Source organism: Variovorax sp. GW823-FHT04B03 (assembly GCF_058796495.1).
Window position 1 is genome coordinate 133,416 of record NZ_JBXAIT010000009.1, and the last position, 17,242, is coordinate 150,657.

Consider the following 17,242-nt stretch of genomic DNA (forward strand, 5'->3'; position numbering starts at 1 on the left):
GCGCGACCGTCGCCGCCTGCAATGACCGTTGTTCACATGCCGATTTCCGCACGCACCCTGGTGCTCGCGTTTGCTGTTCTTTGCCTGGGGCAGATGGCCACCGCGCAGACCCGCTACGGCGCGGCGAACACGAAGAGCGTGCCCTCGGCGCAGACCGACGAACCGCCGGCCATGGGCGTGACCGAGTGGCTGCAGCGCATGCATGCGGGCGCGCGACAGCGCAGCTACGTGGGCACCTTCGTGGTATCGGCGCCGGGCGGCGACCTGTCGAGCGCGCGCATCTGGCATGTGCGCGACGGCGATCACCAGCTGGAGCGCATCGAAGCGCTGTCGGGCCCGCCGCGCTCGACCTTCCGGCGCAACCGCAACGTGATGACCTTCCTGCCCGAGGCGAAGGTCGTGAAGGTCGAGAAGCGCGAGAACCTCGACCTTTTCCCCAACCTGCCCGACAAGCCCGATTCGTCGGTGGGCGACTACTACGACGTGCGCGCCATCGGCAAGGACCGCGTCGCGGGCTTCGATGCCGACGTGGTGCAGCTGGTGCCGCGCGACGGCCTGCGCTTCGGCTATCGCATCTGGAGCGAACGCCGCTCCGGTCTCGTGGTGAAGCTCCAGACCGTCGACAGCGACACCCGCGTGGTCGAGCAGTCGGCGTTCTCCGAGCTGCAGCTCGATGCGCCCGTGAAGGCGCAGGCACTGGCGCAGATGATGGCCAACACGAGCGGCTACCGAATCGAGAAGCTCGAACTCGAGCGCAGCACGGCGCAGGACGAAGGCTGGATGCTGCGCACACCCGTGGCCGGATTCAAGCCCCGAAGCTTCTTCCGACGCCCTGCGCTGCCCGCCGGCGACGGCAAGCCGCCCAAGCCCGAAGCAACCACCGTCCAGTGGACCTTCTCCGACGGCCTGGCGACGGTCTCGCTCTTCATCGAACGCTACGACCCCGCGCGCACGCCAGGCGATGGCGTGCTGACCATCGGTGCCACTAACGCGATCCGCCGGCGACTGCCCGCACCGGCCAGCGACTGGTGGCTGACCGCGGTCGGCGAGGTGCCGCAGCAGACGCTCAATGCCTTTGCCCAGAGCCTCGCGCGCACGCGCTGACGGGCGATGCGCTGACGCCGTGCAGGCGTTCGGGCTGAACCAAGCCGGCGCCGGGTACTCATAGCCTCTGTCGTTATTTGCAGCTCTGTTCTTTTGGAAAGACAACCGATGATGTTCAAAGTCGAGGGACACAAGCTTCGTTCCGGTCTGCTGGCCTTTGCGCTGGCGCTGACGGCCGGCGCCGCTTTCCTGCCGGTCGAGTCGGTGCATGCGCAGACGCGCACGCTGCCCGACTTCACCGACCTGGTCGACCAGGTCGGTCCGTCCGTGGTCAACATCCGCACCGTCGAGAAGGTCGCGCAGCGCGGCGGTGGCAATGGCGAGATGGACGAGGAGATGCAGGAGTTCTTCCGCCGCTTCTTCGGCCAGCCGCTGCCGGGCACGCCGCGCCAGGGGCCGCGCCCGAACCGTCCGCAGCAGGAAGAAGAGCGTCCGCGCGGCGTGGGCTCGGGCTTCATCCTGACGGGCGACGGCTACGTCATGACCAACGCGCATGTGGTGGAAGACGCCTCCGAGGTGCTGGTCACGCTGCCCGACAAGCGCGAGTTCAAGGCCAAGATCATCGGTGCCGACAAGCGCACCGACGTGGCCGTGGTGAAGATCGAAGCCACGGGCCTGCCCGCGGTGAAGGTGGGCGACATCTCCAAGCTGCGCGTGGGCGAGTGGGTGATGGCGATCGGCTCGCCCTTCGGCCTGGAGAACACCGTCACGGCCGGCATCGTGAGCGCCAAGCAGCGCGACACGGGCGAGTACCTGCCGTTCATCCAGACCGACGTGGCCATCAACCCCGGCAACTCGGGCGGCCCGCTGATCAACATGCGCGGCGAAGTGGTGGGTATCAACAGCCAGATCTATTCGCGTTCGGGCGGCTTCATGGGCATCTCGTTCTCGATCCCGATCGACGAGGCGATCCGCGTCAGCGAGCAGCTGCGCACCTCGGGGCGCGTCTCGCGTGGGCGCATCGGCGTGCAGATCGACCAGGTCACGAAGGACGTGGCCGAGGCCATCGGCCTGGGCAAGGCGCAGGGCGCGCTGGTGCGCGGTGTCGAAGCCGGTTCGCCGGGCGAGAAGGCCGGCGTGGAGCCGGGCGACGTCATCACCAAGTTCGACGGCAAGGCGATCGAAAAACCGAGCGACCTGCCGCGCCTCGTGGGCAATACCAAGCCGGGCACCAAGAGCACGCTCACCGTGTTCCGCCGCGGCAGCTCGCGCGACCTCAGCGTGACCATCGCCGAGATCGAGCCGGACAAGCCCGCCAAGCGCGCAACCGACCGCGACGAGCCGGCTGCGAAGCCGTCTGCTTCCGCGGTCCTCAAGTCACTCGGCCTCGCGGTCAGCGACCTCAGCGATGCGCAGAAGAAAGAGCTCAAGCTGAAGGGCGGTGTGAAGGTTGATGCCGCCAACGACGCCGCGGCGCGGGCCGGCCTGCGCGAGGGTGACGTCATCCTGGCGGTGGGCAATCTCGAGGTGGCGAATGCCCGCGAATTCGAGGCGGCGGTCGCCAAGGCGGACAAGGCCAAGTCGCTGAGCGTGCTCTACCGCCGAGGCGACTGGGCGCAGTACGCCTTGATCCGACCCGCACGCTGATACGGCGGCGGCGTCAAGTGGCCCCACCCGGCAGTCGGGTTTGGGGCCATTTTTTCGAGGTGTTTACGACGCTTCGGCGCCAGCCTCTAAAAAAATCCGGGGCCTTGAAAACACCGAGATTTGTTTGCGATCACTAACTTATAAAAGGGCTAAGGACGAATTTCGGTAGAATAGACAGCTCCTGGCGGCCAGTCAGCGCATAAAGAGGGCGATGGCCTTCACGATGCGAGATGTCACACAGCCGTCCACCGGTGCTCCACAGATCGCCCACAAGTTGTTCAGCTACTGCTCCACCGATCCTGTTGATAAGTTGTGAGTATCTTTGATGTTGTGGACCTGCAACGAGCCCTTTGGACCCTGTTCCCGGATGTACGTGCTTCCCTTTTTGCCTACAATGAAGTTCCAACTACTGCAGTTGCCATTGCTTGTTGGTTCAGGGCGCGTCTCCAGAAGACGCGCCCTTTTTTCTTGGCCCCGCCCCTCGGCGCCCGAGCCAATTCAAGTACTTAAGCGTTCCCGTTGATGAATCACATCAGAAATTTTTCGATCATTGCGCACATCGATCATGGCAAGTCGACGCTCGCAGACCGTTTGATCCAACGTTGCGGCGGCCTCGCGGAACGCGAGATGGAAGCGCAGGTGCTCGACTCGATGGACATCGAAAAAGAGCGTGGGATAACCATCAAGGCGCAGACCGCCGCGCTGCACTACAAGGCACGCGATGGACAGGTCTACAACCTCAATCTGATCGACACGCCGGGCCACGTCGACTTCTCGTACGAAGTGAGCCGCTCGCTGTCGGCATGTGAAGGCGCATTGCTCGTTGTCGACGCATCGCAAGGCGTTGAGGCGCAGACGGTGGCCAACTGCTACACCGCGCTCGACCTCGGCGTCGAAGTGATCCCGGTGCTCAACAAGATCGATCTGCCGAACGCAGATCTCGACAACGCGCGCACCGAAATCGAAGACGTGATCGGCATCGATGCGACCGACGCGATTCCGTGCTCCGCAAAAACCGGTGTCGGCATCGACGACATCCTCGAGACCATCGTCGCGCGCATGCCCGCACCGCGCGGCAATCCCGACGGCCCGCTGCGCGCGATGATCATCGACAGCTGGTTCGACCCGTACGTCGGCGTCGTGATGCTGGTGCGCGTGGTCGATGGCCGCCTCGTGAAGGGCGAGCGCATCAAGATGATGGCGTCGGGTGCGATGTACAACGCCGACAGCATCGGCGTCTTCACGCCCGCCAACGAAGCGCGCGCGTCGCTCGAAGCCGGCGAGGTGGGCTACATCATCGCGGGCATCAAGGAGCTGCAGGCGGCCAAGGTCGGCGACACGGTCACGCTGATCCGGCCCGGCACTGGTGGCGCGGCCGCCACGGCCACCGAGGCGCTGCCCGGCTTCAAGGAAATCCAGCCGCAGGTGTTCGCGGGCCTGTACCCGACCGAAGCCAGCGAGTACGACTCGCTGCGCGACGCGCTCGAGAAGCTCAAGCTCAACGATTCGTCGCTGCGCTACGAACCCGAAGTGAGCCAGGCGCTGGGCTTCGGCTTCCGCTGCGGCTTCCTGGGCCTGCTGCACATGGAGATCGTGCAGGAGCGCCTGGAGCGCGAGTTCGACCAGGACCTGATCACGACCGCGCCGAGCGTGGTCTACCAGGTGGTGCGCAACGACGGCGAAGTGATCATGGTCGAGAACCCGTCCAAGATGCCCGACGTCGGCAAGATGGCGGAAATCCGCGAGCCCATCGTCACCGTGCACCTGTACATGCCGCAGGAATACGTCGGCTCCGTCATGACGCTGGCCAACCAGAAGCGCGGCGTGCAGCTGAACATGGCCTACCACGGCCGCCAGGTCATGCTGACCTACGAGATGCCGTTGGGCGAAATCGTGCTCGACTTCTTCGACAAGCTGAAGTCGGTGAGCCGCGGCTACGCCTCCATGGACTACGAGTTCAAGGAGTACCGGGCCTCCGACGTGGTGAAGGTCGACATCCTGCTCAACGGCGACAAGGTCGATGCGCTGTCGATCATCGTGCACCGCAGCCAGTCGCAGTACCGCGGCCGGGCGGTGGTGTCGAAGATGCGCGAGATCATTTCGCGCCAGATGTACGACGTGGCGATCCAGGCGGCCATCGGGGTCACGATCATTGCGCGTGAGACAATCAAGGCACTTCGCAAGAACGTGCTCGCCAAGTGCTACGGCGGCGACATCTCCCGCAAGAAGAAGCTGCTCGAGAAGCAGAAGGCGGGCAAGAAAAGAATGAAGCAGATCGGTTCCGTCGAAGTCCCGCAAGAGGCCTTCCTCGCGATTCTGCAAGTCGAAGACTGATCACCACGAACATGGCATACCTCACCACCCTGGTTCTCGCGGCGTTCGCCAGCTACGTCGGCGCCTGGTATTTCGGCGCGCTCGAAGGCAACTTCGCGCTGCTGCTGTTCGTGGCCACGGTGGTCACCGGGGTCTACTGGCTGGCCGAGCGCTTCTACTTCCTGCCGCAGCGCGAACGCGCCGCCGCCACGCTCGAGAGCTCCATCGCCGAACGCAACACGCGCCTGGCGGGGCAGGGCATCACCCAGGTCGACACCACCGACGCCAAGGCCAGCGAACGCCTGCTGATGCAGCCCTGGTGGCTCGACTGGACGGCGGGCCTGTTCCCCGTGATCCTGGTGGTGTTCCTGCTGCGCTCGTTCCTGTACGAGCCATTCAAGATTCCCTCGGGCTCGATGATGCCCACGCTGCTGACCGGCGACCTGATCCTGGTCAACAAGTTCACCTACGGCCTGCGCCTGCCGGTCGTCAACACCAAGCTCACCGACGGCACGCCGCTGGCGCGCGGCGACGTGGTGGTGTTCCGCTATCCGCCCAAGCCCAGCATGGACTACATCAAGCGCGTGGTCGGCATCCCGGGCGACGAGGTGGCCTACCTGAACAAGAAGCTCACGATCAACGGCCAGCCGGTGGGCAAGGCCCCGATCGCCGACTACCTCGATGGCGAGTCGATGCGCATCCTGAAGCAGTTCGACGAAGACCTCGGCGGCAAGCAGCACAAGATCCTCAACGACGAGAACGCTCCCGCCTTCGTGCCGGGTGCCAGCGACTTCCCGTTCCGCGAGAACTGCCGCTACTCGGTCGAGGGCGTGGTGTGCAAGGTGCCCGAAGGCAACTATTTCATGATGGGCGACAACCGCGATAATTCGGCCGATTCCCGTTTCTGGGGATTCGTACCGGACAAGAACATCGTGGGCAGGGCCTTCTTCGTCTGGATGAACTTCGGCGATCTCGGTCGCATCGGTCCGTTTCAATAATTAATCAACAGTCAACGTTACTGTTCGAGGGGTAAGAGGGCATGAGAACCAACAGTCGGTCCGTCCGTGGCAGTGCCGCGCACCAGCGCGGCATCTCGTTCATCGGCCTGGTGTTCGTCGCGGCGGTGCTGGGCTGCGTGGGCGTCGTCGTCGCGCAGGTCATTCCGACGCTGATCGAATGGCAGGCCATCGACAAGGCCGCCAACAAGGCCAAGGAAGGCGCCACGGTGCCCGAGATCCGCGCGATCTTCGACCGCGCCCAGGCCATCGACGACTTCAAGTCGGTCAGCGGCCGGGACCTCGAGATCAAGAAGGTGGGCGACAAGGTCGTCGTGTCGTATGCGTACGAGCGCGAGATCCCCCTGTTCGGGCCGGCCTACCTGACGCTCAAATACAAGGGCGCGTCCCGCTGACCGCGGTGTCGAACAAGAAGGTGGACGGCAGCCTCGTCGCGCTGCAGGCGCGCCTTCAGTACACGTTCTCGGACCCGCGCCTGCTCCAGCTCGCGCTCACGCACCGCAGTTTCTCGGCCGATCACAACGAGCGCCTCGAGTTTCTCGGCGACTCGGTGCTGAACCTGGCCGTCTCGCATCTGCTGTACATCCGTCTCTCGGAACTGCCCGAGGGCGACCTGTCGCGCGTGCGGGCCAACCTGGTCAAGCAGGACACGCTGCACCGGCTCGCGCTGGGGCTGGCGCTGTCGCCGCTGCTGCGCCTGGGGGAAGGCGAAGCCCGCTCGGGCGGCCCGAACCGGCCCTCCATCCTGGCCGACGCGCTCGAAGCGCTGATCGGCGCGGTCTACCTGGACGCCGGCTTTGCCGCCGCGCAGGCGCTGGTGCACCGGCTCTACGAGGCGGTCGAGATCAATCCGCGCATGGAAGCCGCCGCGAAAGACCCGAAGACCGAATTGCAGGAATGGCTGCAGGGCCACAAAATGAAGCTGCCGGTGTACCGCGTGGCAGCGACGCTGGGTGCAGCGCACAAGCAGACCTTCGATGTCGAGTGCGAGGTGCCCGAGCTGGGCCTTCGCGAGCGCGGCATCGGCGGCTCGCGCCGCGCCGGCGAGCAAGCTGCCGCGGCCGCCATGTTGATCCGGCTCAAGGCACGCGGCGCCGCGTGAAATCAGAATGAACGATGTAACCAATCCCGCAGCGGGACCCGAAGACACCGCAGGCGACACGCCTGCCACCGGGCCGCAGCACTGCGGCCTGATCGCCATCGTCGGCAAGCCCAATGTGGGCAAGTCGACGCTGCTCAATGCGCTGGTCGGCCAGAAGATCAGCATCACCTCGCGCAAGGCGCAGACCACGCGCCACCGCATCACCGGCATGCGCACGCTGGGCGCCACGCAGTTCGTGTTCGTCGACACGCCGGGTTTCCAGACCCTGCATGCCAACGCGCTGAACAAGTCGCTCAACAAGACCGTGCAGGGCGCGGTCGGCGACGTCGACCTGATCCTGTTCGTGGTCGAGGCCGGCAGCTTCACGCCGGCCGACGAGCGCGTGCTCAAGCTGCTGGGCAAGGGCATCCCCACGGTGCTGCTGGCCAACAAGCTGGACAACGTGCACCGCCGCGGCGACATCGCGCCCTGGCTGCAGACCATGCAGGCCAAGCACAGCTTCGCCGAGTTCGTGCCGATGTCGGCCAAGAACGCGAAGGACGTCGAGCGCCTGTTCGGCATCTGCGAGAAATACCTGCCCGAGCAGCCTTGGTTCTACGACGAGGACGAGCTCACCGACCGCAGCGAGAAATTCCTCGCCGGCGAACTGGTGCGCGAAAAGCTCTTCCGCCTCACGGGCGACGAGCTGCCCTACACCTCGACCGTCATCATCGACAAGTTCGAGGAAGAGCCGCCCCAGAAGAAGGGCCAGAAGCGCCTGCTGCGCATTGCCGCCACCATCGTGGTCGAGCGCGACGGCCACAAGGCCATGGTGATCGGCGACAAGGGCGAGCGCATCAAGCGCATCGGCATGGAAACCCGCGTCGAGCTCGAGAAGCTGGCCGACGCCAAGGTGTTCCTCGAGCTGTGGGTGAAGGTGCGCTCCGGCTGGGCCGACGACGAAGCCCGCGTGCGTTCCTTCGGCTACGAATGAAGTGGCCGCCGCTCATCGCGTTTCGCATGAACCGGCTTACGTGCTCCATCGCTACGACTGGAGCGAGTCGAGCCTGATCCTCGAGGTCTTCACCCGCCACCACGGACGCATCGCGCTCGTGGCCAAGGGGGCGAAGCGGCCGAGTTCCAATTTCCGTCCCGTGCTGCTGCCGCTGCAGCCGCTGCAGCTCAACTACGGCGGCGACGCCGAGATCCGCACGCTCAAAGGCGCCGAATGGATGGGCGGCCACGTCATGCCGACCGGCGAGGCGCTGCTCTCGGGCTACTACGTCAACGAGCTGCTGCTGCGCCTGCTGGCGCGCGACGACGCGCACGAGGCGCTGTTCGACGCCTACGCCGGCGTGGTGCAGGTGCTGGCCGGCGACCATGCGGGCGCCCAGGCCGCGACGCAGGCCGCCGCGCTGCGCGCCTTCGAGCTGCTGCTGTTGCGCTCGGTCGGCCTGCTGCCCTCGCTCGACGTGCAGACGCTCACCCTGGAGCCGCTGGCGGCCCGCACGCGCTACACCCTCGTGCCCGAAGCCGGCCTGCGCCAGGCCGCCAAGGACGAGGCCGCGCTGGCCGGCGCCGACTGGCAGGTGCTGCAGAGCGTGCTCGACGACCGCACCCCGTTCACCGCCACCCTGCGCGAGGTCGCGACCATGAACGCCGGCAGCAACAGTGCCCTGCGCAACCAGCTGCGGGCCTTGCTCAACTACCATTGCGGCGTGACCACGCTGCGCACGCGGCAGATGATGAGAGATCTGCAAGCGCTCTAGCCCGGCGCACGATCGATCGAAACGCCAACCTGAAAACCGAAGCCATGCGTCTGGGTGTCCTCGTCTACGTCGACGACAAGAAAGAAATCGTCGACGAGTTCCACTGGCTGTACCGGAGCATGATCGTCTCCGGCGTCTTCGCGCGCGGCGGGGAGCTGATCGCGGTGTGCCACCCGAACGTGATCGCCCGGCTGCCCACCGACGACCGGATCGTCGTGATTCCGGGCCTGCCCTACGCCGACCAGCACCCCGAATGGGCCGGCTACGGCTACATCAATTCGATCGCGAACCTGTGCGACCCGGCGGTGCTCGCCGTGTGCCGCAACTACGACGCGATCCTCAAGACCGACTGCGATACCTTCGTCACGCCGGCGCTGGCCAGCTTCGAGCCGACCGGCCTGTGCTTCGGCTTCGGCGCCTATGCGTACCAGGAAGAGGTGCGCCGCAAGCTCTCCGAGTGCAGCGCGCGCTGGGGCTTTCCGCATTCGGGGCTGCACAACGTCGGCGCGTCGGTGCTGGGGCCGACCGAGTTCGTGGGCAACTTCGTGCAGGCCCAGCTGGACTACTGCCACAAGCTGCTCGACGAGGAGTTCCGCGACTTCCAGGGCGAGTGGCCCGGCTGGTGCAAGAACGTGCTCACCATGTACGCCGGCGAGCTGGCGCTGCGGCGCACCTACCCGCAGCGCTGCTCGCTGGGCCTGCTCGACCACCTGCCGTACACCGATCGCAGGCTGGGCGGTGACGTGCTGCATATCCACGGCTGGCACACCGACCAGTACTGGTCCAAGCACCATTTCCGTGCCGGCGCCTACGACCACATGGCGCCCGGCGACATCGACAGGACGACGCTCGGCGGCTACTGTCACTGGCTTGCTGTCACCCCCACCGACGACCTCCGGGCCGGCGCGGGCGGCGCATGAACGAAGAGAAGAAAGCGATTGCGTCCATGAGCGATACCTCGTCCTCCCTCCCTCGCACCACCACGGCCCTGTCGGTCAACCTCAACAAGGTGGCCTTGGTGCGCAACACGCGCCACCTCGGCATCCCCAGCGTGGTGGGCGCCGCCCAGGCCTGCCTGGCCGCAGGCGCGCAAGGCATCACCGTGCACCCGCGCCCCGACGCGCGCCACATCCGCGCGCACGACGTGAGCGACCTGTCGGAACTGCTCGCCAAGGACTGGCCGGGCATCGAGTTCAACATCGAAGGCAACCCCTTCCACAACCTGATGGACTTCGTGCGCGAACTCAAGCCGCACCAGGCCACCTTCGTGCCCGACAGCGAAACCCAGTCGACCAGCGACCACGGCTGGAGCTTCCCGGAAGACGCCGAGCGCCTGCGCCCGCTGATCGCCGAAGCCAAGGCGCTGGGCGTGCGCGTGAGCCTGTTCATGGACCCGATCCCCGAGATGATGGCCGCGGTCAAGGCCGTGGGCGCCGACCGCGTCGAGCTCTACACCGAAGGCTACGCCGCCTCGCGCGGCACGCCGCAGGAAGCCGCCGTGCTCGCGCGCTACGTGGCCGCGGCGCAGGCCGCCCATGCGGCGGGCCTGGGCGTCAATGCTGGCCACGACCTGAGCCGCGACAACCTCACGCCGTTCCTGCGCGCGGTGCGCGGCGTGCACGAGGTGTCGATCGGCCATGCCTTCGTCGCCGATGCGCTCGAACTCGGGTACGCCGCGACCACGCGCGACTACCTGCGCTGCATCGCCGACGCCGCATGATCTACGGCATCGGGACCGACATCTGCGACGTGCGCCGCATCGCGGCCACCTTCGAGCGCCAGGGCGAACGCTTCGCCCGCCGGGTGCTGAGCGACGCCGAGTTCGCCATCTGGCAGGCCCGCGCCGCGCGCTGGCCCAAGCGCGGCCTGAGCTACCTCGCCACGCGTTTTTCCGCCAAGGAAGCCTTCAGCAAGGCCATCGGCCTGGGCATGCGCATGCCGATGAGCTGGCGCCTGTGCGAGATCGCCAACCTGCGCAGCGGCAAGCCGGTGATCGTGCTGCACGGCGAGCTGAAAGACTGGTTCGAGGCGCAGGGCCTGACGGCGCACGTGACCGTCACCGACGAAACCGAGTACGCCGCCAGCTTCGTGGTGGTGGAAAAGGCCTGAACGAATCTCCGGCGCCGTTGCGCCTTGCCGACCGATCGACAGACATGACCGAACTGAACCACGCGCCGCTCCTCATCGATGTGGCCGGCACCGAACTCACCGCCGCCGACCGCCGGCGCCTCGCCAACCCGCACGTGGGCGGCGTGATCCACTTCACCCGCAACTGGCAGGACCGCGCGCAGATGACCGCGCTCAATGCCGAGATCAAGGCGATCCGGCCCGACCTGCTGATCTGCGTCGACCACGAAGGCGGCCGGGTGCAGCGCTTTCGCACCGACGGCTTCACGCGGCTGCCCTCGATGCGCAGCCTGGGCGAGCTGTGGATGCACGATGCCCTGCGCGCCACGCAGGTCGCCACTGCGGCCGGGCAGGTGCTGGCCGGCGAGTTGCGCGCCTGCGGCGTCGACTTCAGCTTCGCGCCGGTGCTCGATCTGGACTACGGCGGCAGCAGCGTGATCGGCGACCGCAGCTTCCACTGCGACCCGCGCGTGGTCGCGCTGCTCGCCAAGAGCGTGATGCACGGCATGCTGCAGATGGGCATGCGCAACTGCGGCAAGCACTTTCCGGGGCATGGTTTCGTGCAGGCTGACTCGCACGTCGAGATCCCGGTCGACCGGCGCAGCCTGAAAGCCATCCTGGCCGACGACGCGCGGCCCTACGACTGGCTGGGCGGCACGCTCGCGGCCGTGATGCCCGCGCACGTGATCTACCCGAAGGTCGACAAGCGGCCGGCAGGTTTCTCCGAAAAGTGGCTGAAGGACATCCTGCGCCAGCGCTTCGCGTTCGACGGCGCGGTGTTCAGCGACGACCTGAGCATGGAAGCCGGGCGCTACATCGACGGCCAGCTGCTGAGCTACACCGACGCCGTGCTGGCGGCCCTTGCGGCGGGTTGCGACCTGGCGCTGCTGTGCAACCAGAGCATCGGCGAAGGCCGGCCGCTGGACGAGATGCTCGACGGCTTCACCGCCGCGGCGGCCGATGGTCGCTGGCAGGGCGATGCGGCCAGCGAGGCGCGGCGCCGGTCGCTGCTGCCGGGCGGTGAAGCGCTGGGTTGGCAGGCGCTCACGGCCTCGACGCGCTATGTGCAGGCGCAGCGCCTGCTGGCCGGCGCTCAGCCCCGGAAGGGCCGCACCGGCAGCTGATTCGCCGCGGGGCCGAGCAATGCGGCCACCTCGGGCGTCTCGAACAGCGACTCCAGCCAGGGCTTGTCGGCCAGGCCGGCCTGGAAGAACACCTGCAGCAGCCGCAGGGTTTCGGTGCGCAGCGCGCGCGTCAGCATTTCAGCGTCGATCCGCGGCGTGCCGGCGGACGCTGCGCAGGCCTGCGCCACGGTGCGCAGCAGCTGTTCGGCGAAGTCGCGCTGCGGCGGCCACAGGTGCGCGTAGAGCTGGGCGATGAGGTCGATGTCTTCCACGCGGCTGCGCGGCAACAAGTGACGCAGCACCGCGCGCCGCGCGCGCATGGCGAGCGAAGCGGCGTGCGCGAGGTCTGCCGGCGGCGCGACCGGTGCCGCGCGGTGCAGCAGTTCGGGAATGACCGCGAAGCGTGCGCCGGCCACGATGCAGCGGCACAGCATCTGCAGGCTGTCGTGCACCGCGAACTCGGGGTCGTGGCGTACGCCGGTGCGTTTCAGGAAGCGGCGGCGCACCAGGCAGGCCGACAGCCGCAGCGGCTCGGGGCCTAGCGCTTCGGCCACGATTTCATCGTGCCGCTGGGCGTATTTCAGCGGCCCGGCGGGCGTCTCGCTCCAGCAGCCGACGATGTCCAGGTCCGGGCAGGCGGCGAGCAGTGCAGCCTGCCGCTGCAGGCGGCCGGGCAGGGCGCGGTCGCCCGTATCGGCGAAGACGACGTGATCGCCGGTGGCCTGCGCGAGCGCGAGGTTGCGCAAGGTGGCGCGGTCGCAGGGCACGGGCAGCGCGATCCAGCGCAGGTCGGGGGCGATGGCGCGCGCCTCGCTTTCAGCTGACGCCGGCAGACCCGCCGCCACCACGACCAGCTCCAGCGCCACATCGGCCTGTGCGGCCCAGCCGCGCAGGTCCTGCAGCCAGTCATCACCGCTGCCGTCGGGCACCACGCTGACGGTGAGGCAGACCGTCACGCGCGGCATCGCCACGGGCGGCACGCGGTCGGGCTGCTGGGCGCGCCAGGCGAAGTAGCGTTCGAGCGCGGGGCCGATGTCCGGCGGCGCGAAGGCCCGCTCGAGCGTGTCGAGCCCGTCGCGTTCGAGCTGCGCGCGGCGCGGCGCATCGGCGACCAGCGCGACCACGGTGTCGACCAGCTGGTCGTAGGGCACGCCCACCACCGCATCGCGGAAGGCGGGGTCGATCTCGCTGTCGGGGTAGAGCTCGCAGACCACGGCCTTGCGATGGCGCAGCAGGATCGACAGCCGGGGCGTCTCGACCACGCGGGACGCTTCCCAGTTGTGCAGGTTCAGCATGACCTTGGCGCGGCGCATGCGGTCTTCGCGCTCGGCCTGGGTCCAGAACCCGCCGCGCGTCATCTCGACGCGCAGGCCGCGCGCCATCAGCGCTTCCAGCACGTCGATCCGGCGCTGCGTGAACGAGCCGAAGAAGCAGACGTCGATGTCGCGCTCCTCCTCGGGCAGGACTTCCGACAACGGCAGGATGCGGGCTGCGTCCGGCTCCCAGCCGAGCGGCACGTAGTCGGCGTTCTGGTAGCCGAGCTCGCGGTGGCGATGGAAGTTGGTCTTGCTGTACTCCCACAGGTAGCAGCGCGGGAGCAGGTCGAGGTAACGGTCGTTCCAGGCATGCGTGCCTTCGACCATCGGCTCGAAGTTGACGACGATGCAATTCGGGTGGAACGGCTCGAGGCTCTTCCAGGGGAAGTTCCAGAAGAAGAACAGGATGTTGATCGCGCCGGGGTCGATGTTCGCCGGCGTGTAGCTCGTCGGGTAGCCCAGCTGCTCGGCCGCCAGGCGGTAGGTCCGCACGATGTCGCCGCAGACCGCGTCTTCGGACAGGGACGTGAAGTGCAGCCGTGGCAGGGTCATGGGCGACGACTGTACCGGGTCAGTCCGCGGCCGGCGCGCCCACGGCCGCGGGCCACAGCGGCGCACCGCCCGCCTCCAGGTGCGTCAGGTACAGGCGCAGCTCGAACTCGAAGCGGTGGTACTCGGGCTCCATGTGCGTGCACAGCGCGTAGAAGGGCTTGTCGTGGTTCTTCTCGCGCGTGTGGGCCAGCTCGTGCACGACGATCATGCGCAGCCATTCGAGCGGCACGGTCTTGAACAGGCTGGCCACGCGAATCTCGCGCTTGGTCTTGAGCTTGCTGCCCTGCACGCGCGCGATGGTGGTGTGGGTGCCCAGCGCATGGCGCACCACGTGCAGCTTGTTGTCGAACACGGCCTTGGCCAGCGGCTCGGCCTTGCGCATGTACTCGCCCTTGAGCTCGCAGGCGTAGTCGTACAGCGCGTGGTCGGTGCGGATGTCGTGCAGGCCGGCGTAGCGTCCGCGCAGCAGGGCGCCGAGCTTGTCGGCGGCCATCAGCTCGCTCACCTGCGCCAGCAGCGCGGGCGGGTACGCGGACAGGTACTTCATCTGCGGCTCACCCCGCCGTGCGCGCCGAGTAGGCGAGCCCGGCCGCCACGCCGCCGAGCAGGTCGCCCTCGATCAGCGGCACGCCGGCGAAGCTCGCGCGCAGCGCGCGCTGGAACGGGCGCAGGGCCGACGAGCCGCCGGTGAGGTAGATGGCGTCCAGGTCGCCGCTGCGCAGGCCGGCGCGCTTCACGCAGGCGTGGGCGCAGGCCACCACGTTCTCGAGCGGCGCCGCGAGCTGCTGCGCCATGTCGGCCGGCGTCAGCGCCGACACCAGCCCCGGCTCGATGCACGACAGGTCGATCTGCACCTCGGCGTCGCTGACCGAGCCGTTGATCTTGGCCTGCTCGACCTCGCTGGCGATGCGGTGACCGTGGCGCTCCTCGAGCACCGTCATCAGCCGGTCGTGCAGCTGCCGGTCGCTGTAGCTGGTGCGCAGCTCACGCGTCTGGCGCACGGCCTTCGGGGCGTAGAGCCAGTTGATCAGGTGCCAGGACGACAGCTCGAAGAACACCTTGCTGGGCACCTCGCGTCCGCTCGGGCCGAGGTGGCGCAGGCCGAGCAGCGGCATCACGCGCTCCAGGTTCAGGCGCTGGTCGAAGTCGGTGCCGCCGATGTGCACGCCGCTGGTGGCGAGCACGTCGTCGGCACGGTCGATGCGCGTCATGCGCTCGGGGCCCAGGCGCACCACGGTGAAGTCGGAGGTGCCGCCGCCGATGTCGACGATCAGGATCAGCGATTCGCGCGTGACGCGCTGCTCGTAGTCGAAGGCCGCCGCAATGGGCTCGTACTGGAAGGACACGTCGCGCAGGCCGGCGGCGCGCGCGGCGTGGCGCATGCTTTCCTCGGCGCGCTGGTCGCGCTTGGCGTCGTCGTCGACGAAATGCACCGGGCGGCCGATGACCACGCGCTCGGGGCGCTGCCCCAGCTCGCGTTCGGCGCGCGTCACCAGCTCGTGCAGGAAGCGCGCGATGATGTCCTCGAAGCTGACCAGCCCGTCGTAGACGGCGGTCTTCTCCTGCATCAGCGGGCTGCCGAGCAGGCTCTTGAGCGAGCGCATGAGCCGGCCTTCGACGCCGGACAGGTACAGCGCGATGGCATCGCGGCCGAAGTGCGTGCTGCGGTCCTCGGCGTTGAAGAAGAGGGCGGTCGGCAGGGTGGTGGCGCTGCCTTCGATGGGCAGCAGGCGCGCGGCCTCGCCGGGGGAGGCAAAGGAAACCGCGGAATTCGAAGTGCCGAAATCGATGCCGATGGCCGGGGTGCGTAGGGGATTCATTCAAGCAGGAAATCGGAGGGCCCAAGAGTGTAGAGGGTCGGCCGGAGCGCGCGATAGACTGCGCCCCAATGACCACCCCACCCGGACGCCGTCGATGCCGCTGTGCCTGACCTTCTTCGACCGGCTCGACGAGCCGGTGCTGCGCAACCACAGCCACTACTGCCGCCGTTTCGGCTACCCCCATGCCTGGGTGGAGAGCGAGCGTGCCGGGCATCCCGCGCTGCGCGACTGCGCCAAGTACGCCGAGATGCTGCGCCGCCTGCGCGGGCTCGACGAAGGCGACTGGCTGCTCTTTCTCGACGGCGATTCGGTGGTGTTCCATCCGGTGGCTGTCGAAACGCTCCTGGAAGGCCGCGACCTGCTCGTGGTGGACGGGCCCAAGGGCCTGCCGCTGTGCAACCTGATGATCCTGCGCAACACGGCGGCCAACCGCGCGCTGCTGCATGCGCTCATCCGGGCGACGAGCCAGGTGGTGGCGCGCGTCACGCCCCGCCTCGACGCCGCGGCGCTGCTGCGTCCGGCCGGCATGCTGTCGTGCAACGGGCTCATCGGCGACTGCTACGTGAACGTCTCGTGGCGCATCGCGAACTGGTTCACCGCCCGCATCTTCGTGGTGCACCTGGCGCCCTTGGTGGAGCTGGATGCCGAGGGCCGCGTGCTGGAAGAGCTGCTGCACGACGCGAACCTGCAGCGCCTGCTGGTGCGCCGGGTGAACGCGGCGCTGATCGACGGCGAGCCCGTGCTGCCACCGCCGGCCTACCCGGCGATCTCGGAAGACGCCTATTCATGCGTCAACCCGCAGGCGCCCATTGCCTTCGTCACGCTCTACACGCACCACATCAATGACTATGCGCGTGTGTCGGAGCACAACGTGCGGCGCTACAGCGAGCGGCACGGGTACGGCTACCACGTCTACCGCGCCATCCCGGGCGAACTCGATCCGTCGATCAGCGGCGCCTGGGTGAAGAGCTGGCTCGTGAAGCGGCATCTCGCGCAGCACCAGTGGGTGGTGTGGATCGACGCCGACACGCTGTTCGTCAACCAGACCCAACGCATCGAGCCGCTGCTCGAAGGCCGCGACCTGCTGTTCGCCAAGGACATCGGCGCGTGGGACGTGAACTCGGGCGTGATGGGGTTCCGCCACACCGAGCGCAACCTCGAACTGCTCACGCAGCTGTGGGAGCGCATCACCGGCGTCGATGACAAATCGACCGTTTACGCCAGCCAGGGCGACCAGTACTACACGAACGTGGTGCTGGGCGAGCACGGCCTGATCGGCGATGCGGTCGTGACCGACCTGCTGAGCATCAACACGCCGCCGCACCTGGCGGGCGACGACAGCCTGCTGGTGCATTTCGTGGGGCTCGGGGAGCCCTACCGGTCGGTGTACATGGCGGAAGTCGACGCGCGCTCCAAGCGCCTGGGCTGAGCGG

The 17,242-nt window shown here is 67.6% G+C and carries 16 protein-coding genes; 13 read left to right on the forward strand and 3 right to left on the reverse strand.

Annotated elements, in window-relative coordinates; all coding sequences use genetic code 11:
* The first annotated feature begins 36 nt into the window (after window positions 1-36).
* The 12 genes from AC1RAD_RS30960 (at window position 37) to nagZ (ending at window position 12,121) form a co-directional block, all read left to right on the forward strand.
* Window positions 37-1,104, forward strand: a complete 1,068-nt coding sequence (locus AC1RAD_RS30960; RefSeq protein WP_223301400.1) for a MucB/RseB C-terminal domain-containing protein — start codon at window positions 37-39, stop codon at window positions 1,102-1,104.
* Window positions 1,105-1,212: 108 nt separating this feature from the next.
* Entirely contained in the window at window positions 1,213-2,691 is a 1,479-nt protein-coding gene (locus AC1RAD_RS30965; RefSeq protein WP_492738947.1) for a DegQ family serine endoprotease, read from the forward strand.
* Between the two features lie 522 nt (window positions 2,692-3,213).
* Window positions 3,214-5,025 (forward strand): translation elongation factor 4, encoded by a 1,812-nt coding sequence (lepA, locus tag AC1RAD_RS30970; RefSeq protein WP_070062248.1) that lies wholly within the window; start codon window positions 3,214-3,216, stop codon window positions 5,023-5,025.
* An 11-nt stretch (window positions 5,026-5,036) separates the two neighbouring features.
* The gene (lepB, locus tag AC1RAD_RS30975; protein ID WP_062475534.1) at window positions 5,037-6,002 is read left to right on the forward strand and encodes a signal peptidase I; all 966 of its coding nucleotides are present in this window, start codon (window positions 5,037-5,039) and stop codon (window positions 6,000-6,002) included.
* 41 nt (window positions 6,003-6,043) lie between these two features.
* Window positions 6,044-6,415, forward strand: coding sequence for a DUF4845 domain-containing protein (locus AC1RAD_RS30980; protein ID WP_062475531.1), 372 nt, complete (start codon window positions 6,044-6,046; stop codon window positions 6,413-6,415).
* Between the two features lie 20 nt (window positions 6,416-6,435).
* Window positions 6,436-7,122 carry a ribonuclease III gene (gene rnc / locus AC1RAD_RS30985; RefSeq protein ID WP_056572447.1) on the forward strand — a complete coding sequence of 229 codons (687 nt, stop codon included), beginning with the start codon at window positions 6,436-6,438 and terminating at the stop codon, window positions 7,120-7,122.
* A gap of 7 nt (window positions 7,123-7,129) precedes the next feature.
* On the forward strand, window positions 7,130-8,095 hold the full coding sequence (gene era, locus AC1RAD_RS30990; protein WP_056572080.1) for a GTPase Era: 966 nt from the start codon (window positions 7,130-7,132) through the stop codon (window positions 8,093-8,095).
* A gap of 1 nt (window position 8,096) precedes the next feature.
* On the forward strand, window positions 8,097-8,870 hold the full coding sequence (recO, locus tag AC1RAD_RS30995) for a DNA repair protein RecO (protein ID WP_062475523.1): 774 nt from the start codon (window positions 8,097-8,099) through the stop codon (window positions 8,868-8,870).
* Window positions 8,871-8,914: 44 nt separating this feature from the next.
* Entirely contained in the window at window positions 8,915-9,790 is an 876-nt protein-coding gene (locus AC1RAD_RS31000) for a DUF7164 domain-containing protein (protein ID WP_492738948.1), read from the forward strand.
* Between the two features lie 26 nt (window positions 9,791-9,816).
* Entirely contained in the window at window positions 9,817-10,590 is a 774-nt protein-coding gene (locus AC1RAD_RS31005) for a pyridoxine 5'-phosphate synthase (protein WP_354342759.1), read from the forward strand.
* Window positions 10,587-10,979, forward strand: coding sequence for a holo-ACP synthase (gene acpS, locus AC1RAD_RS31010; protein WP_056572075.1), 393 nt, complete (start codon window positions 10,587-10,589; stop codon window positions 10,977-10,979). Before AC1RAD_RS31005 ends, acpS begins: the two co-directional genes overlap by 4 nt.
* Window positions 10,980-11,023: 44 nt before the next feature.
* Window positions 11,024-12,121, forward strand: a complete 1,098-nt coding sequence (gene nagZ, locus AC1RAD_RS31015) for a beta-N-acetylhexosaminidase (RefSeq protein ID WP_492738950.1) — start codon at window positions 11,024-11,026, stop codon at window positions 12,119-12,121.
* Here the strand turns inward: nagZ and AC1RAD_RS31020 are convergent.
* The 3 genes from AC1RAD_RS31020 to AC1RAD_RS31030 are packed head-to-tail and all read right to left on the reverse strand — an operon-like array spanning window position 12,091 to window position 15,809.
* Window positions 12,091-13,989 carry a glycosyltransferase family A protein gene (locus tag AC1RAD_RS31020; protein ID WP_492738952.1) on the reverse strand — a complete coding sequence of 633 codons (1,899 nt, stop codon included), beginning with the start codon at window positions 13,987-13,989 and terminating at the stop codon, window positions 12,091-12,093. The two genes, nagZ and AC1RAD_RS31020, sit on opposite strands and share 31 nt — an antisense overlap.
* Window positions 13,990-14,008: 19 nt before the next feature.
* Complete coding sequence (locus tag AC1RAD_RS31025; protein ID WP_492738953.1) at window positions 14,009-14,536, reverse strand: YgjP-like metallopeptidase domain-containing protein; 528 nt, start codon at window positions 14,534-14,536, stop codon at window positions 14,009-14,011.
* A 7-nt stretch (window positions 14,537-14,543) separates the two neighbouring features.
* Complete coding sequence (locus AC1RAD_RS31030; RefSeq protein ID WP_492738954.1) at window positions 14,544-15,809, reverse strand: Hsp70 family protein; 1,266 nt, start codon at window positions 15,807-15,809, stop codon at window positions 14,544-14,546.
* Window positions 15,810-15,903: 94 nt separating this feature from the next.
* Between AC1RAD_RS31030 and AC1RAD_RS31035 the strand changes: the two genes are divergently transcribed.
* Window positions 15,904-17,238 (forward strand): galactosyl transferase GMA12/MNN10 family protein, encoded by a 1,335-nt coding sequence (locus tag AC1RAD_RS31035; protein WP_492738956.1) that lies wholly within the window; start codon window positions 15,904-15,906, stop codon window positions 17,236-17,238.
* The last annotated feature ends 4 nt before the right edge of the window (window positions 17,239-17,242 follow it).

Excerpts from the sequence above, each read along its gene's own strand:
- era (WP_056572080.1), top strand. The coding sequence starts at position 7,130 with ATGAACGATGTAACCAATCCCGCAGCGGGACCCGAAGACACCGCAGGC.
- AC1RAD_RS31005 (WP_354342759.1), top strand. The coding sequence starts at position 9,817 with ATGAGCGATACCTCGTCCTCCCTCCCTCGCACCACCACGGCCCTGTCG.
- AC1RAD_RS31020 (WP_492738952.1), bottom strand. The coding sequence starts at position 13,989 with ATGACCCTGCCACGGCTGCACTTCACGTCCCTGTCCGAAGACGCGGTC.
- lepB (WP_062475534.1), top strand. The coding sequence starts at position 5,037 with ATGGCATACCTCACCACCCTGGTTCTCGCGGCGTTCGCCAGCTACGTC.
- AC1RAD_RS31000 (WP_492738948.1), top strand. The coding sequence starts at position 8,915 with ATGCGTCTGGGTGTCCTCGTCTACGTCGACGACAAGAAAGAAATCGTC.
- AC1RAD_RS30965 (WP_492738947.1), top strand. The coding sequence starts at position 1,213 with ATGATGTTCAAAGTCGAGGGACACAAGCTTCGTTCCGGTCTGCTGGCC.
- nagZ (WP_492738950.1), top strand. The coding sequence starts at position 11,024 with ATGACCGAACTGAACCACGCGCCGCTCCTCATCGATGTGGCCGGCACC.
- AC1RAD_RS30980 (WP_062475531.1), top strand. The coding sequence starts at position 6,044 with ATGAGAACCAACAGTCGGTCCGTCCGTGGCAGTGCCGCGCACCAGCGC.
- AC1RAD_RS31035 (WP_492738956.1), top strand. The coding sequence starts at position 15,904 with ATGCCGCTGTGCCTGACCTTCTTCGACCGGCTCGACGAGCCGGTGCTG.
- lepA (WP_070062248.1), top strand. The coding sequence starts at position 3,214 with ATGAATCACATCAGAAATTTTTCGATCATTGCGCACATCGATCATGGC.
- AC1RAD_RS31030 (WP_492738954.1), bottom strand. The coding sequence starts at position 15,809 with ATGAATCCCCTACGCACCCCGGCCATCGGCATCGATTTCGGCACTTCG.
- AC1RAD_RS31025 (WP_492738953.1), bottom strand. The coding sequence starts at position 14,536 with ATGAAGTACCTGTCCGCGTACCCGCCCGCGCTGCTGGCGCAGGTGAGC.
- AC1RAD_RS30960 (WP_223301400.1), top strand. The coding sequence starts at position 37 with ATGCCGATTTCCGCACGCACCCTGGTGCTCGCGTTTGCTGTTCTTTGC.
- acpS (WP_056572075.1), top strand. The coding sequence starts at position 10,587 with ATGATCTACGGCATCGGGACCGACATCTGCGACGTGCGCCGCATCGCG.